Here is a 15,907-nt window from a genome sequence, read left to right on the forward strand (position 1 = left end):
GGCTTAACCCCTGCGGTAGACGAGAACGACATACCTGCTGGTTCCATCACGAACCGGTCAGGCACTCTCGACAGACCAATGTGAGAGGGGTCACCCTGTCATTCATCCACGCGGGGAGGCATGGATGGGCAGGAGCCGCAGAACTCTTCCGGAAGAGCTTCTGCTGCTGGCGTTGGACCCGACCACGGGTACCACTGCACAGCCGCAGTCGCTCGACCTCGGTCTGGCCGGAGCACAGCTAGTAGAGCTGGCGCTGGCCGGACGGATAGCCCCAGACGGGGATCGTATCGCCGTGGTGCAGCCACGGCCGACTGGAGATCCAACACTGGACTGTGCGTTGGAACTGCTTCGCCGACGCGGAGCACCCGTACGCGCGGTCAACTGGATTGGCGGACCCCGACTGGGGCTGCGCCAGACCTATCTCTCGCATCTGGAGAGGTGCGGCATGGTCCATGCCGTGGCCGGCCAGATGTGCGGGGTGCTTCCGACGACTCGCTACCAAGCGACGGACACGGAGATCAGCCGGGAGATCAAGTCCCGGCTGGACAGCGCGATCCGCACCGGCGTACCGCCGGACCCGCGGACCGCGGCGCTCGCCGCGCTGGCCCATGCGGTCGGTCTCGGCAAGCACCTGTATCCGGGCAACGAGGGACGCTCGTCCCGCTCCCGGCTACGGGACCTGATCAGGCATGACCCCATGGGCGGCCTCGTGGCCCACGCGGTCATGGACGTTCAGAACGGTGTGGGTGCACAGCCACGCCGCAACCCGGCACCGGCAGGCCGCCCGGCCACCGCCGGAGTCAGGTCCGCACCGGAACCCGCCCGCGGTGTTCCGATGCAACCGCGCCACGGTTCCATGGCGCGCGCCGTGGTCCACTGAGCCGCAGTCCCACGGCGCCACCAGGCACCGTACGCACCACCACGCACAACAGCACCGCCACGCACCACAAAGAGCACCGCCACGCACCGCCTGCACGACCTCAGCGCCGCACCGCAGTCCCCAAGACCCGGTTCGGGAGCCGCTGGCTCGCGCGGGGCGGTGGGGCCGTACGTCCGGACGACGACACGGCCCCACCGCCCCGCGCGGCCGCATTTCACGGGTGCCGCGCATATGCGGACGGTACGAGTGAAGGCGACGTACACGTACGCGATCCGCGTAATATCCACGCCAGATCTCCGAACCGGCGTGTACCCAGCGCATATCCGGTGTTTTGCAGCGGTAGGACGCACCTTGGTGGCAGTCTGCTCAACAGCAGATACGCAAAGTAGAGGCCCGCAGCCGGAGGTGCACGTCCCGTGGCGTCAAGTGTCAATCCCACCGTCCGGCGGCGCCGGCTGGGCCAGGAGCTGCGTCGGCTCCGCGAGCTCAAGGGCATGACGGCCGAAGAGGTCGCCGAGCGGCTGCTGGTCTCGCAGTCGAAGATCAGTCGGCTGGAGAACGGACGGCGCAGTATCAGCCAGCGTGACGTCCGCGATCTGTGCGGGGTCTACGAGGTCGAGGACCACCGGATCGTCGATTCGCTGATGCAGATGGCCAAGGACTCGCGCCAGCAGGGCTGGTGGCACTCCTTCGGCGACATCCCGTACAGCGTCTACATCGGGCTGGAAACCGACGCCGCGTCACTTCGCGTCTACGATCCCCAGGTCGTCCCCGGTCTCCTGCAGACCCGGCCGTACGCCGAGGCTCTGATCGCGGGCGCGCTGCCGGAGACCGCTTCCGCCGACATCGACAAGCGCGTCCAGGTCCGGCTGCGCCGACAGGAACGTATCTCCGCGCCGGAGAACCCGCTCCGGCTGTGGACCGTCCTCGACGAGGCCGCGCTGCGCCGCGTCGTCGGCAACCGCTCCCTCATGCGCGACCAGCTGGAACACCTCGTCGAACAGTCCCAGCTCCCGCACGTCACCGTGCAGGTGATCCCCTTCGACATGGGCGCGCACCCGGGACTCAACGGGCAGTACGCGATCCTGGAGTTCCCCGACGCGGCCGACTCCAGCGTGGTCTACATCGAGGGCGTCACCAGCGACCTGTATCTGGAGAAGGCGAACGACGTCCAGAAATACAGCGTGATGTACGAGCATCTGCGGGCACAGGCCCTGAACGTGGAGCAGTCGCGACAGTTCATCGCGGACATCGCCAAGGAGTACGCGCGCTGACGCGCACCCCGGAGAACGGGCCCCCGGCGGGAAAGTGCCGCACAGTACACCCTCACCGCTCCTGGGCGGAAGACTCCACTGGTATATGCCACCCGGTCGAGTGAACGGCCACTTCGCCCGGCGATGTTGGCGAGTAGCGTCGATCACGCCATCGAGCAACAACGTTGGCGCAAACCGCACGGCGAGTTCCGTAGCGAACCCGCCGTGCGGTGACAGCAACTCTCAACAACTGGCTATCCGGAGCGAACATGGCAATCCAGCAAGGCGCCACGGACACGTGGACCAAGTCCTCCTACTCCACCGGCAACGGCGCATGTGTCGAGGTCAAGTCCCCGGTTCTCGCGGCGATGGCCGTACGGGACTCCAAGGTCCCCACGGGCCCCACGCTGGCGTTCCCCGCGAACTCGTGGAACGCCTTCGTGGCCGAGGTCAGCCGGGGGGCTTTCGACCTCGCCTGATGCGTCGACACTTGCATCCACCACCACAACTGCACCGACCAACCGCATACGCACCACCGAAATAGCCCTCTCGACTGGCCCGCCGTCCTGGCCGAGGGGGCTATCCCCTTTTTTGTGGCTCGGTTCACCTCCGGGGCGCAGAAGCCGGTGTCGACGCGCCCCTTCGGCTCACTCGCCATAGGGCGCCGCCCGTTCACCTCAGGCGATCCACGTACCTGTCCGTCCCGGGCACCGTCGGAATGAAGGGGGCCACCAGCTCCACCTTCCCCAAGCCGCCTTCCGCCACCGCCTCCTCCAGTCCGCAGAAGTGGTCCTCCCAGCACTCCCTCGGGTCCGTCTCCAGGAACCACAGGAGGGTCAGCCGGGTGTCGACGCCCTCGACCTGCTTCACGTACGTCATGCGGTCGCCGGGGAGTGGGGTGGGGCGGAAGACGGTCACCATCGCGGCCGGGGAGCCCGCCAGGCGCCGGGGGAGGTGGCGGGCGCGCAGCCACTCCAGGAGTTCCGCGCGCCGGTCGGCGGAGTCGGCGTCGACGACCTGGAGGACGAGGCCCGCGTAGGGGTGGTCCAGGGCGTGGAAGTCGCGGGGGCCGCCGGCGCCGTCGCGGTACACCGTGGCCGCGTGGTCCTGGAAGGCCGTGAAGACATGTGTCCGGTCCTGGTACACGCGGCCGTCGCGATTCAGCCGTTTGTTGATGCCGACGGTCCACCTCATGTGGTCGTCGTAGCGGCCCTCGGTGACCCAGTACGTCGAGAGGTAGCAGCCGGCGGTGACCGGCTGGGCGACCGCCGACTTCTCCGGGTACCGCAGGAGTTGGAGATCGCGGGTGGCGACCCAGCGGCGGCCCGCGTACATCCAGGGCATGGCCATCGCGCCGGCGTAGTAGTGGTCGTCCTCGTACCAGCGGTTGTACGCGTACTCGTGGCCCGGGTGCGGCTCGACCATGGTGATCAGGGCGTGGCCCGGGTGGACGCCGTACGGGCCGAGGGCGGCCAGTTCCGCGTACACCTCGCTACGGGTCTCCTCCGACATGACGATCCCCTTCCTCGCTCTTCCTTCCTCCGCCGGACGCCCATACTCTGACGCCCCGTCAGACAATGCGCCATAGTCACGTCAACCTACGGCGAGTGAGCCGAAGGGGCGCGCCGGTGCCGAGAGCGCGAGCGCGCGGAGGCCCCGACGAAGGAGGGGTCGAGCACGGTCGCGCTCTCGACACCGGCTTCTGCGCCCCGGAGGCGAACCGAGCCACAAGAAAAGGGGAGGCTTCCGATGTCACTGCTCGCGGGGAAGACGGTCGTCGTCTCGGGGGTCGGGGCCGGACTCGGCCATCAGGTCGCGGCGGCCGTCGTACGGGACGGGGGCAACGCGGTGCTGGGGGCGCGTACGGAGGCCAATCTCGCCTCGTCCGCGGCCGAGCTCGACCCGGACGGCGCGCACACGGCCTACCGGGCCACGGACATCACGGACGAGAAGCAGTGCGAGGCGCTCGCGGAGCTCGCGACGGAGCGGTTCGGGCGGATCGACGCGGTGGTGCACGTGGCTGCCTGGGACAGCTACTTCGGCGGCCTGGAGGACGCGGATTTCGCCACCTGGCAGTCGGTCATCGACGTGAATCTGCTGGGCACCCTGCGGATGACCCGGGCCTGCCTGCCCGCGCTGAAGGTGTGCGGCGGCTCGGTCGTCATCATCGGGACGCAGTCGTCGGTGGCCGCGCCGAGCCAGGTGCGGCAGGCGGCGTACGCGGCGTCCAAGGGCGCGCTGACGAGCGCGATGTACTCGCTGGCGAGGGAGCTGGGCCCGCATCGCGTCCGTGTGAACACCGTGCTGCCGGGGTGGATGTGGGGACCGCCCGTCGAGGCGTACGTCCAGTTCACGGCGCACACCGAGGGCGTACCGGAGGCGGACGTCCTGCGGCGGCTCACCGAGCGGATGGCGCTGCCCGAACTGGCCACGGACGGGGACGTGGCGGACGCCGCGGTGTTCCTGGCGTCCGACCGGGCGCGGGCGATCACGGGGCAGTCGCTGCTCGTGAACGCCGGCGAACTCATGCGCTAGGCGAACTCATGCGCCAGCGGAAGCGATGGTGGATTCCAGTCGGCCGTCCCCTCCCAGCCGTGCGGGACCCGCATCCCGTACGCCTGATCGACTTGTCGGTGTGAACCTGCCTGTGTGGTCTGACGAAGTGCCCGCTCATGGTGTGGTCCACGTCACGAGCACGACAACAGCCGTACGGGTAAAGTGGAGGCAAAATCGTTCTGCTTTCTGATCTGCGTTCACATCTGTGACCGGGAAAGGTCTTGACCGCCCCCCCCGAACGGCGGTTCAATCCCCAAAGTCCCCGCTCCCGCACGGGGGCGCCGCCCTCCCCCAAGCTCTCGGCTTCGCTCGAGCAGGGGGACCCCATGCGTACTGGCGAAGTGCCGTCCGGTATCTGCAGGTTCACAAGGCGGACCCCTGGAGGGGGCACATGAACGGCTTCGACTGGGCCGTCCTGGTCGCGTACTTCGGCGTCATGACCGCGATCGGTGTCTGGTCCCACAAACGTGTGGACGACGTCAGCGACTTCTTCACCGCGGGCGGCAAGATGCCCTGGTGGCTGTCCGGCATCTCGCACCACATGTCGGGCTACAGCGCGGTGATGTTCACCGGGTACGCCGGTATCGCGTACACCTATGGCATCACCTCGTACGTCACCTGGGCACTGCCCATCGCCATCGGCGTGCTGCTCGGCGCGAAACTGTTCGCGCCCCGGCTCAACCGGCTGCGCTCCCGGCTGCACGTGGCCTCACCGCTCGAATACCTCAAGGACCGCTACAACGTGCCGACGCAGCAGGCGCTCGCCTGGTCGGGCATCCTGCTGAAGATCGTGGACGTCGGTGCGAAGTGGGCGGCGATCGCGACCCTGCTGAGCGTCTTCACCGGGGTCACGCTCACCCAGGGCATCCTCATCACCGGTGGCATCACGGCCGTGTACTGCACGATCGGCGGTCTGTGGGCGGACGCGCTGACGGAACTGGGTCAGTTCGTGATCCAGTTGCTGGCGGGACTCTCGATGCTGATCATCGTGCTGAACAAGATCTCCGACCAGGGTGGCCTGTCCAAGGCCCTCGATTCGCCCAAGCTGCACGGTCACGCGAACGGATTCGCGGGCCCGTATCTGACGGTGTTCTTCATCGCGTACCTGTTCATCAAGCTGTTCGAGTACAACGGCGGGATGTGGAACCAGGCCCAGCGCTACATGGCGACGGGCAGCGCCAAGCAGGCCACGAAGTCGGCCTTCCTGTCCGCCGGGCTCTGGTTCGTGTGGCCGGTGATCCTGTTCATCCCGATGTGGCTGTCGCCGCTCCTCGTCACGGCGAAGAAGCCGGACGGCTCGGACGCGTACGGTCTGATGACCGAACAGCTCCTCCCCCACGGGCTGCTGGGTCTGGTCGTGGTCGGCTTCTTCTCGCACACGATGGCCATGTGCTCGTCGGACGCGAACGCGATCGCCGCGGTCTTCACCCGGGACGTGGTCCCGGTGCTCTCCAAGGCCGCGCGTGCCTGGGACACCCGGACCGGCCTCATCGCGGGGCGGATCACGACCGTCGCCTTCCTCGGGTTCTCGATGGCGGTGGCGACGCAGGTCAACTCCCCCACCTTCAAGGACATCATCACGGTCGTCATCAAGTGGGTGGCCGGGCTCATGGGGCCGATCGCGATCCCGTTCATCCTGGGTCTGCTGCGACCGTTCCGTAAGTCCGGTCCGACGGCGGCGCTCACCAGTTGGGCCTGTGGTCTGCTCGCGTTCTTCTTCGTCAACTACAACCTGGACTTCTCCCAGCGCACCGATGTGAAGCTGGAGTACCAGGTCTCCGTCCCGATGGTCATCTCCCTCGTCCTGTACATCCTCATCGGCTTCCTGAAGCCCGAGGACACGCCGGAGCGGGACGCGATCATCGAGAAGATCAACACGGATGACGACGGGGACGGGGCCGCTGCCGCGGCGGTCCCGGCTCCGGCGGAGGCCGCGGACGGGGCGGGCACCGCCAGCCCGTCCGGCGTCTGAGAACCCTCCGCGGCCGGCGGTCGTACGGCTGCCGGCCGCCGGGGGCCTCGGGCGGGACCGTCCTTCGGCCGCGGGGCGGTGGGGGCGGGTCGCGCAGTTCCCCGCGCCCCTCAGGTGCGCGGGGAAGGCTATGCCCGCGGGTAACGGGCCAGCCAGCCCGGTGCGGAGCCGGACGGGCCGTGCAGGGCCGGGCCCTGGGTCATCTCCATGGCGAAGTCGTCCGCCAGGGCCAGCATCGTGGGACGGCCCTCCAGCTCGGCCAGCCAGGCAGGCGGGAGGGCCGTCTCGCCGTGCAGGGCGCCGAGCAGCCCCCCGGTGAGCGCGCCGGCGACACCGGAGGGCCCACCCTGGTTCACCGCGAGGCACAGACCGTGCCGGATGTCGTCCCCCACCAGCGCGCAGTACACGGCGACCGCGAGCAACCCCTCCGCCGTACCGTCCCCGGCGAGTTCCTCGACGCGCCCCGGCGTCGGCATCCCCTGCCGCACGGCCCCCAGCGCATGCTGGAGCGCGTCCGCGACGGGCTGCTGCCCCGGCCGCGCCGCGAGGATCGCGAGCGCCCGCTGCACGGCCCCGTCGAGGCTCTCGCCGCGGGCCAGCGCGTGCACGATGACGGCGTACGCGCCCGCCGCGAGGTACGCCGTGGGGTGCCCGTGCGTCTGCGCGGCGCACTCGACGGCGAGTTGCATCACGAGCTGCGGCTCCCAGCCGACGAGCAGCCCGAAGGGCGCCGAGCGGGCGGCGGCCTCGGGCCCGAGCTCGCCGGGGCTCTTGGGCGCGTCCAGCGTGCCCATGATGTCGTCGCCGAAGCCGATCAGGCACGCGCGGGCCGGGTCCCGGCGGGCGTACAGCCACTCCTCGCGGGCCAGCCAGCCGTCGTCCTTGCGGCGCTCGTCGGGGCCCCAGTCGCTCTGGGTGGCCGCCCAGCGGCGGTACGCCCGGTGGAGGTCGGTGGGCGGATGCCAGGCGCCGGTGTCACGGCGCACCTGGGCGCGTATCAGACCGTCGAAAGAGAAGAGGGTCAGCTGGGTGAGGTGGGTGACGGAGCCACGCCGGCCGTACCCGAAGGCGAGGTCGACCAGCCCCTCCGGGCCGTGGGCCTCCCGGATCCGCTCCAGGGTGAGCCCGTCGACCGGCGCCCCGAGGGCGTCCCCGACGGCCGCGCCCAGCAGGGTCCCACGTACCCGGCTACGGAAGTCCTGCTGCTCCGCACGGCCCCAGACGGCACCGGCTGTCGCACCCACCGAGACCTCCCCAGGCACCGTCCGTACGTCCGACAGCTCAGCACTGTAATCGACCGGGAACGGTCCGTTCAGGGGCCCGATCGGAATACGGAGTGCGGGTCAAGTGAACCCACCCGGTCAGGTTGCGAAGGCTCCCTCGACGATGTGGCCTAGGTGAGGGCCGGGATCCACTCGGTCCTCCGGGGAGGCCGACGGTCAGCCGTACTTGACACGCCTCGCTCCAGCCAGGCGTCGACGGAGCGCGCCAGGCGGTTCACATCTCGTTCGGTGAGCTACGGCAGCAACGTCGGCCCCGGCTGCGTCGAAACCGCCCTAGCCCCCGCCGCCACCGTCCACGGCCGCGACTCCAAGGACACCCAGCGCGCCCAACTGGCCTTCACCGGCGCCTCCTGGACGGAGTTCGTCAGTTCGGTCCGCCGCTGAGGCGGGCGCGCAGGGCGCCGGCCCACTCGTAGGAGGGGCGGAGCTCCAGCGCGCGGTCCAGGGCGGCGAGGGCCTCCTCACGGCGGCCCAGTTCGGCCAGCGCCGCGCCCCGGCTGGCGTGGGCCGAGGCGTACTCGGGATCGATGGTGAGCGCCCTGTCGTAGTCGGCGAGGGCCTCCTCGTGGCGGCCGGCCACTCGGAGGGCGTCGCCACGTTCGCAGTGGCCCCAGCCCCAGTCGGGCCAGAGGCCGAGGGCCCGGTCGAGGTCGGCCAACTGGCGTTCGTGTTCGGCCAGTCCACGCCAGGCCCGGGCTCTGCGGCCCAGTGCCCAGGCGTAGTCCGGCTTGAGGTCGAGCGCGCGGCCCAAGTCGGCGAGGGCCGCGGCGGGGTCCCCGGCGCGCTCGTGGGTGGCGCCTCGGGAGGCCCAGGCGAAGGCGTTGGCCGGGTCGCGTCGAATACCTTCGCTCAGGTCCCGGACCGCCTCGTCGTCATGGCGCAGGAGGCGGTGGTGCTCGCCACGCAGGACGATGTTGTCGGGGTTGTCCGGCTCCAGCTCCACCACGCGCTCCACATCGGCGAGTGCGCCCTCATGGTCGCCCAGGCCGCCACGGGTCAGGGCCCGCCCTCGGTGGGCCCGCACCAGGTACGGGTCCAGGGCGAGGGCACGGCCGTACTCCTCCAGTGCGCGCTCGTAGGCACCGTCCCGCGCGAGAGAGTCGGCCAGCTCCGCCCGGGCCCGCGCCCGCCAGGGCTCGTCGCCCCGTGCCCGCCTCAGCAGGAACCGGAGTACCTCGGGCTTGCCTCCCTCGTCGAGGGCCCGCGTCAGGTCGCTTCCGCAGTCCCGTACGGCCTGGGCGTCCGCGTCCTGTCCCGCGTCGGCCAGCAGCCGCGTCCAGCGCCTCACCAGGTCGTCCGCCTGACCACAGGCATCCACGACGTCGGTGAGGACGGCGGGAAGCGCGGAGCGGGGTGCGGCGCACAGCAGGTGGTACGACTCCGCGAGCCGCAGCTCCCGCCACTCCTCGTCGGCCCACTCATAGCCGTCCTCCAGCCTGGCCTCGGTCTCCTCCCGCCACCCGGCGAAGGCCGCCGCGAGCCGCTCGTGCCGTTCGGCCCACCGCCTGGGCGAGCCCCTGCGCTGGAGGCGCAGCATCGGAGCCCGTACGACGTCGTGGTACTGCATCCGGTCACCGCGTTCGTCGACGAACGGTCGTTCCCGCAACCAGCCGTAAAGGGCGTCGAGTTCGGTGTCCGTACCGTCCACCACCGCCCGGAACACGTCCGCGTCCAGGCGCCGCGGCAGCGCACACGCCAGAGCGACCGCGCGCCGCACCGGGTCCGGCTCCCACTTCAGGAACCGCTCCACCGCCGTCGTGCTCGGGTCTCCCACGCCGTCCGGATCGGCGGGCCGGGTCTCCGCGAGGGTCGACACCAGCACCGGCAGGCCGCCCGTGAGGCGCAGCACCTCGTCGACAACCGGCTCGGCCACCACCCCCTTGCCGGCGAGCAGACCCCGCGCCTCCGCCTCCGTGAACGGCCCGAGCGGCACGTCCGTCATGAAGTCCGCGAAGCCGCCCCAGCGAGCGGTGTCGAAGGGCCGTTGGCCGGAGGTGACGATGACGACGTCGGCGGACAGAGTGCCGTAACGGTCGGTGGTGATCACCTCGTGCAGCCAGCCATCGAGGAACGGCCCGGTGCGTTCGTAGGTGTCGAAGAACAGGACGATCCAGGGCGCCGTGGACGCCGCCTCCGACAACTCGCCCAGCAGCACCGGCGTCAGCACCCGTTCGGGTGTCAGGACCAGCTGCACGTCCTCCTGGCTGCGGAAGCGGGCACTGAGGCTCGCCCGGAACCTGTCAGCGCCCTGGGCCAGTTGGCCCGCGTCCAGGGCGCCCGCGAAGGCGCCCACGCCCGGCAGCATGCCTAGTCCGACCAGTCCGGCGCGTGCCACCACCAGACCGGCCGCCGAGGGATCACCGGGTTCGGCGTCGACCACGGCGATCGCCTCGGCCTCGCGCCGCCGCTCCCGGTGAACGGCGAGCAGCCGATCCAGTTCCTTCAGCCTCCGGCCTTGCAGGCCGAGTTGGCGACTGATCGTACCCATGGCCTCGGGCACGCTGTCGACGCTCTCGTCGACGTACGCCGTCAAGGCTCCGCGCTCCCGGGCGATCTGCTCGAACTCCCTCACCAGGAAGGTCTTTCCGACGCCCGCGTTGCCGTGCACATGGAAGAGGAAGCGGTGGTGTTCGTCCTCGGGCGGCAGCTCCAGATTCCGACGGAAGACGACCCGTTCGTGACTCCGCCCCACGAATCCCGCCCGTCTGCGCCGAGCGATCAGCTCCTGCATCGACGGCCGCGCACGCCCCATCCGTCCGCCCCCTCCATCGCCCCGGCCGCTACTTCGTCACGGTGACCTTCGTACCCTTGGTGCCGAATGCCCAGACCGCGTCCCCGTCCGCGCTGTGCATGCGGATCCCGCCGGTCTTCACTCCCGTCGCGGGCTGCGGCGAGGAGCCGTCCTGCGCGTTGGAGAACGCGATGTTCACGCCGGACGCGACGGTGAAGTAGACGATGTTCTCGACCTTCGTGCCGTCCGTTCCAGTGGTGGAGGGGACGGTGGTCGACACCGCGTACCGGCCCGGCGCCGGGCTCACCGTGCCCGGCCACACCGCGAAGGTGCGGCGGACGGCCTCGCCGGTGTCGACGAGCCACACGCGCCGCTGGGCGAGCGAGTAGACGATCCGCCGTCCCGTGCCCGAGCCGTCGGGCACGGCGACCGGCTCGGACTTCTTGGGCGAGGCGGAGGGGTGCGGGCTCGCCGACGCGGACGGCTTCGCCCCGGCGGCGTGGGCGGCGGTCGGGTGCGCCCCTTGGTCGGCCTGCGCGGCGAGGGCGGTGACGCCCATGATCGCCACCGTGGTCAGTCCGGTGACCCAGATCCAGGAGGGAAGCCGTCGGGCAGGCACGGACACGCAACTCCTCGGATTCACCGGGCTTCTGGGCCCTCCACCGAGGGTCGGATCATCGTACTCCGACGCGCCCGGGGCCACCGCACGCTTCGGCCGTCACTCCAGGACCGGCAGCAGCTCCGGCAGGTGTCCGTCCGAGACCTCCGCCGCCCGCTGCCGCTCCTCGGGGACCTCCCCGTACAGAGTCGTCCGCGGCCTCGCCGGACGCCCGGCCGCCTCCGCGACGGCGATGAGGTCCTTGACCGACTTGTACGAGCCGTACGAGGAGCCCGCCATCCGGGAGATGGTCTCCTCCATCAGCGTGCCGCCGAGGTCGTTGGCGCCGGAGCGGAGCATCTCCGCCGCGCCCTCGGTGCCCAGCTTCACCCAGCTGGTCTGGATGTGGGGGATGTGCGGGTGGAGCAGGAGGCGGGCCATGGCCACCACCGCGCGGTTGTCGCGGGTGGTCGGGCCCGGACGGGAGATGCCCGCCAGGTACACCGGCGCGTTGGTGTGGATGAACGGGAGCGTCACGAACTCGGTGAAGCCGCCGGTCCGCTGCTGGATGCGGGAGAGCGTGCGGAAGTGGCCGAGCCAGTGGCGGGGCTGGTCCACATGCCCGTACATCATCGTGGACGAGGAGCGGATGCCGAGCTCGTGCGCGGTCGTGACGACGTCGATCCAGGTCGCCGTGGGCAGCTTGCCCTTCGTCAGGACCCAGCGGACCTCGTCGTCGAGGATCTCCGCCGCCGTGCCGGGGATGGTGTCGAGGCCGGCCTCCTTCGCGGCGGTCAGCCACTCGCGGATGGACATCCCCGTGCGCGTCGCGCCGTTGACGACCTCCATCGGGGAGAAGGCGTGCACGTGCATGCCGGGGACGCGCTCCTTCACCGCCTTCGCGATGTCGAAGTAGGCGGTACCCGGGAGGTCCGGGTGGATGCCGCCCTGCATGCAGACCTCGACGGCCCCGAGCTCCCAGGCCTGCTGGGCGCGGTCGGCCACCTGGTCCAGCGACAGCGTGTACGCGTCGGCGTCCGTGCGGCGCTGGGCGAAGGCGCAGAAACGGCAGCCGGTGTAGCAGACGTTGGTGAAGTTGATGTTCCGGGTGACGATGTACGTGACGTCGTCACCGACGGCGGACCTGCGCACGTCGTCCGCGATCCGGCAGAGGGCGTCGAGCGCCGGACCGTCCGCGTGCAGCAGCGCGAGCGCCTCGTCGTCGGTGAGCTTCGTCGGGTCGTCGGCGGCGGTCGCGAGGGCCGCCCGTACGTCGGTGTCGATGCGGGAGGGCACCATCCCGGGCGCCGCCGCCTCCCGCAGCGCCTCCCAGTCGCCGTACACGAGGTCGAAGTCGTCCCGGCGGTCGCCGGTGCGCCCCTCCGTGTCGATGGTGCGGTGCAGATCGGTGCGCCCCGAAGCCGTGAAGGCCTCCTCCGGCTCCTGCCAGGGGTGCCCCTCGACGACGGCGTCCTCACGGGCGAGCCCCGTCTCCGGGTCGGCCAGCGCCCGTACGTGCGGCAGCAGCCGCGGGTCGAGCCAGGGCTCCCCGCGCTGCACGAACTCGGGGTACACACACAGCCGCTCGCGCAGTTCGAAGCCGACGGCGCGCGACCGCTCGGCCAGCTGCTCGATCTGCGGCCAGGGCCGCTCGGGGTTGACGTGGTCGATGGTGAGCGGCGAGACCCCGCCCCAGTCGTCGATGCCCGCGCCGATCAGCCGCCCGTACTCGGAGTCGACGAGGTTCGGCGGGGCCTGGAGGCAGGCGGCCGGTCCCATGATGTGCCGGGCGACGGCCACCGTGGCGACCAGTTCGTCCAGTTCGGCGTCCGGCATCCCGCGCATCGCCGTGTCCGGCTTGGCGCGGAAGTTCTGGATGATCAGTTCCTGGATGCCGTGGTACGCCCGGGACACGCGTCGCAGCGCGAACAACGACTCGGCGCGCTCCTCGTACGTCTCCCCGATCCCGATCAGCAGCCCGCTGGTGAAGGGAACGGACGACCGTCCCGCGTCCTCCAGGACCCGCAGCCGTACGGCGGGCTCCTTGTCCGGAGAGCCGTGGTGCGGACCGCCGGGCTCGCTCCACAACCGCGTCGCCGTCGTCTCCAGCATCATGCCCATGCTCGGCGCGACGGGCTTGAGCCGCTGGAAGTCGGTCCAGGACATCACCCCCGGGTTGAGGTGAGGCAGCAGTCCCGTCTCCTCCAGGATCCGGATGGAGATGGCACGGACGTACGCGATCGTGTCGTCGTACCCGTGCGCGTCCAGCCACTCCCGGGCCTCGGGCCAGCGGTCCTCGGGCTTGTCGCCGAGCGTGATGAGGGCTTCCTTGCAGCCGAGTTCCGCGCCGCGCCGGGCGACGTCGAGGACCTCGTCCGGCGACATGAACATCCCGTGCCCGGCGCGGCGCAGCTTGCCCGGAACGGTGACGAAGGTGCAGTAGTGGCACTTGTCCCGGCACAGCCGGGTCAACGGGATGAAGACACTCTTGGAGTACGTGATGACGCCGGGCCGTCCGGCCGCCTCCAGGCCCGCGTCCCGCACCCGGGCCGCGGACGCGGCGAGGTCCTCGAGGGCCTCGCCGCGCGCCTGGAGCAGCACCGCGGCCTCGGTCACGTCGAGGGCGACGCCGTCACGGGCGCGTTTGAGGGCGCGACGCATGGAGTTCTCGGTCGGGCCGGTTCCGGAGGTCGCGGTGGTCGTCATCCTTCGAGCATACGATCGCGGTGATCAGGCGTTACAGGGCGTGGCCGTATTCCTCCGGGGCCACAGATCGTTACAGGGTGCCACTGGCGCCGCGCGCGGGTCGGGCCCCGGCAGGTGCGCCGCCTCCCCGAAAGCTGGCGATTTCCTTCCCTTGCCCCGCAGTTCACAGCCGACTACCAGGGTGGTACGTGCCAACGTGCACCACCCATGTCACTCACGACGCCCTGGGGGCAGCAGCATGTGCGAGGACGAGCACGGCATCGAAAGCTTCGACGGCATCGGCAGACGCGCGCTGTTCGTGACGGGGGCGGCAGCCGCCCTTACGTTGGGAAGCGTGACCTTCGCGAGCGGCTCCGACGCGGCCGACCGTACCGAGACCCGTACGGTGTCCGGCACCCTGCCCACCGGTTCGCCGGACTTCGTCTACCTCCCGCTGGAGATCCCGCGCGGGGTGCGGGAGATCCACGTCGCGTACACCTACGAGAAGCCGTCGGTCCCGGCCGGCACCGCGGGCAACGCGCTGGACATCGGCCTCTTCGACGAGCGCGGCACGGCACTGGGCGGCGAGGGCTTCCGCGGCTGGTCGGGCGGCGCGCGCACCGAGTTCTTCGTCCGCGCGGACGACGCGACGCCTGGCTACATCCCCGGCCGGATCCACTCCGGCACCTGGCACATCGCGCTCGGCCCCTACACGGTGGCGCCGCAGGGCCTGCCGTACGAGGTCACGATCACGCTGACGTACGGGGAGCAGGCCGCCACCCCGGCCCCGACGTATCCGCCGTCCCGCGCGAAGGGCCGGGGCCGCGCCTGGTACCGCGGCGACTGCCACCTGCACTCCTGGTACTCGGACGGCCGCCGCACCCCCGCGGAGATCGCCGCGCTGGCGCGGGCCGCGGGCCTGGACTTCATCAACACCTCGGACCACAACACGCACAGCTCGCACCCCCACTGGGCGGATCAGGCGGGGGACGACCTGCTGATCATGCTGGGCGAGGAGGTCACGACCCGCAACGGTCACGTGGTGGCCCTCGGCACGGACCCCGGCACGTTCGTCGACTGGCGCTACCGGGCCCGCGACAACCGTTTCGGCCGTTTCGCCCGCCAGATCCGCCGCGCGGGCGGCCTCGTGGTCCCCGCCCACCCGCACGCCACCTGCGTCGGCTGCGGCTGGAAGTTCGGCTTCGGGGAGGCGGACGCGGTGGAGGTGTGGAACGGCCCGTACACCCCCGACGACGAGGTGACCCTCGCGGACTGGGACAACACGCTGGTGGCGGCCGTCCGTTCGGGCACCGCCGACCGCTCCTGGCTCCCGGCGATGGGCAACAGCGACGCCCACCGCGACCCCGACCCGGTCGGCACCCCGCAGACGGTGGTCCTCGCCGACGACCTGACCCGCGAGGCCATCCAGGAGGGTCTGCGCGCGGGCCGCTCCTACGTGGCGGAGTCGAAGCTCGTGTCCCTGACGTTTTCGGCAGCCGGCGCGAAGGGCGAGCACGCGGGCATCGGCGAACGCCTGCGGGTCGCCCCCGACACCCCGGTCACCGTCCGTCTGGAGGCCACCGGCGCCCCCCGCTGCACGGTCCGCTTCGTCACCGACCAGGGGGTCCTCTTCACGAGCGCCCCCTTGCCGGTCTCGGGTTCCGGAACGGTGGAGTGGAGCACGACGGCGCAGTACGCGACCTACGTACGCGCGGAGTTGCGCCACGAGACGGCGGCGGGACCGGTACCGGGGGCGTTGGCGGCGTTCACCAACCCGATCTTCCTCGGGACATGAGTCGGCCGGTGTGACGTGCTCCTCGGGCCACTGAAGCCCGAGGCCTCCGGCGTTCCCGTCCGTCGCCGTGCCGCTGCGCGGCACAGGTCTCTGGCGGGGATCCATGACGTCCCGATGGGGCCGTCGGCCGGCCGGTGCCGCTGATCGAGAAGCG

At 70.8% G+C, this 15,907-nt stretch carries 12 protein-coding genes; 7 read left to right on the forward strand and 5 right to left on the reverse strand.

Features of this window, described 5'->3' with window-relative positions:
• The first annotated feature begins 124 nt into the window (after positions 1 to 124).
• The 3 genes from AAFF41_RS22015 (at position 125) to AAFF41_RS22025 (ending at position 2,612) form a co-directional block, all read left to right on the forward strand.
• A complete protein-coding gene (locus AAFF41_RS22015; RefSeq protein ID WP_054234374.1) occupies positions 125 to 880 on the forward strand; it encodes a GOLPH3/VPS74 family protein in 756 nt (251 codons plus the stop codon).
• A 416-nt stretch (positions 881 to 1,296) separates the two neighbouring features.
• A complete protein-coding gene (locus AAFF41_RS22020; RefSeq protein WP_054234375.1) occupies positions 1,297 to 2,154 on the forward strand; it encodes a helix-turn-helix domain-containing protein in 858 nt (285 codons plus the stop codon).
• A 248-nt stretch (positions 2,155 to 2,402) separates the two neighbouring features.
• Entirely contained in the window at positions 2,403 to 2,612 is a 210-nt protein-coding gene (locus AAFF41_RS22025) for a DUF397 domain-containing protein (RefSeq protein ID WP_319748839.1), read from the forward strand.
• 193 nt (positions 2,613 to 2,805) lie between these two features.
• On the opposite strand, the gene AAFF41_RS22030 is transcribed toward AAFF41_RS22025, so the two are convergent.
• Complete coding sequence (locus tag AAFF41_RS22030; protein WP_319748838.1) at positions 2,806 to 3,645, reverse strand: hypothetical protein; 840 nt, start codon at positions 3,643 to 3,645, stop codon at positions 2,806 to 2,808.
• A 237-nt stretch (positions 3,646 to 3,882) separates the two neighbouring features.
• Between AAFF41_RS22030 and AAFF41_RS22035 the strand changes: the two genes are divergently transcribed.
• Positions 3,883 to 4,668, forward strand: coding sequence for an SDR family oxidoreductase (locus AAFF41_RS22035; protein ID WP_319748837.1), 786 nt, complete (start codon positions 3,883 to 3,885; stop codon positions 4,666 to 4,668).
• 412 nt (positions 4,669 to 5,080) lie between these two features.
• A complete protein-coding gene (locus AAFF41_RS22040) occupies positions 5,081 to 6,661 on the forward strand; it encodes a sodium:solute symporter family protein (protein ID WP_054234379.1) in 1,581 nt (526 codons plus the stop codon).
• 128 nt (positions 6,662 to 6,789) lie between these two features.
• Here AAFF41_RS22040 and AAFF41_RS22045 read toward each other — a convergent pair whose 3' ends face one another.
• On the reverse strand, positions 6,790 to 7,905 hold the full coding sequence (locus AAFF41_RS22045) for an ADP-ribosylglycohydrolase family protein (protein WP_319748836.1): 1,116 nt from the start codon (positions 7,903 to 7,905) through the stop codon (positions 6,790 to 6,792).
• Between the two features lie 267 nt (positions 7,906 to 8,172).
• Between AAFF41_RS22045 and AAFF41_RS22050 the strand changes: the two genes are divergently transcribed.
• On the forward strand, positions 8,173 to 8,328 hold the full coding sequence (locus AAFF41_RS22050) for a DUF397 domain-containing protein (protein WP_319748835.1): 156 nt from the start codon (positions 8,173 to 8,175) through the stop codon (positions 8,326 to 8,328).
• Here AAFF41_RS22050 and AAFF41_RS22055 read toward each other — a convergent pair.
• The 3 genes from AAFF41_RS22055 to AAFF41_RS22065 form a co-directional block, all read right to left on the reverse strand.
• On the reverse strand, positions 8,309 to 10,696 hold the full coding sequence (locus AAFF41_RS22055; RefSeq protein ID WP_343324497.1) for a tetratricopeptide repeat protein: 2,388 nt from the start codon (positions 10,694 to 10,696) through the stop codon (positions 8,309 to 8,311). The genes AAFF41_RS22050 and AAFF41_RS22055 overlap by 20 nt on opposite strands.
• A 28-nt stretch (positions 10,697 to 10,724) precedes the next feature.
• Positions 10,725 to 11,300, reverse strand: coding sequence for a hypothetical protein (locus AAFF41_RS22060; protein ID WP_319748833.1), 576 nt, complete (start codon positions 11,298 to 11,300; stop codon positions 10,725 to 10,727).
• Positions 11,301 to 11,393: 93 nt separating this feature from the next.
• Positions 11,394 to 13,979 carry a bifunctional FO biosynthesis protein CofGH gene (locus tag AAFF41_RS22065; RefSeq protein ID WP_319748832.1) on the reverse strand — a complete coding sequence of 862 codons (2,586 nt, stop codon included), beginning with the start codon at positions 13,977 to 13,979 and terminating at the stop codon, positions 11,394 to 11,396.
• 238 nt (positions 13,980 to 14,217) lie between these two features.
• On the opposite strand from AAFF41_RS22065, the gene AAFF41_RS22070 reads away from it, so the two are divergent.
• A complete protein-coding gene (locus tag AAFF41_RS22070; protein ID WP_343324498.1) occupies positions 14,218 to 15,753 on the forward strand; it encodes a CehA/McbA family metallohydrolase in 1,536 nt (511 codons plus the stop codon).
• Positions 15,754 to 15,907: the final 154 nt, after the last annotated feature.

Source organism: Streptomyces mirabilis, assembly GCF_039503195.1.
GTDB classification, from domain to species: Bacteria; Actinomycetota; Actinomycetes; order Streptomycetales; family Streptomycetaceae; genus Streptomyces; species Streptomyces mirabilis_D.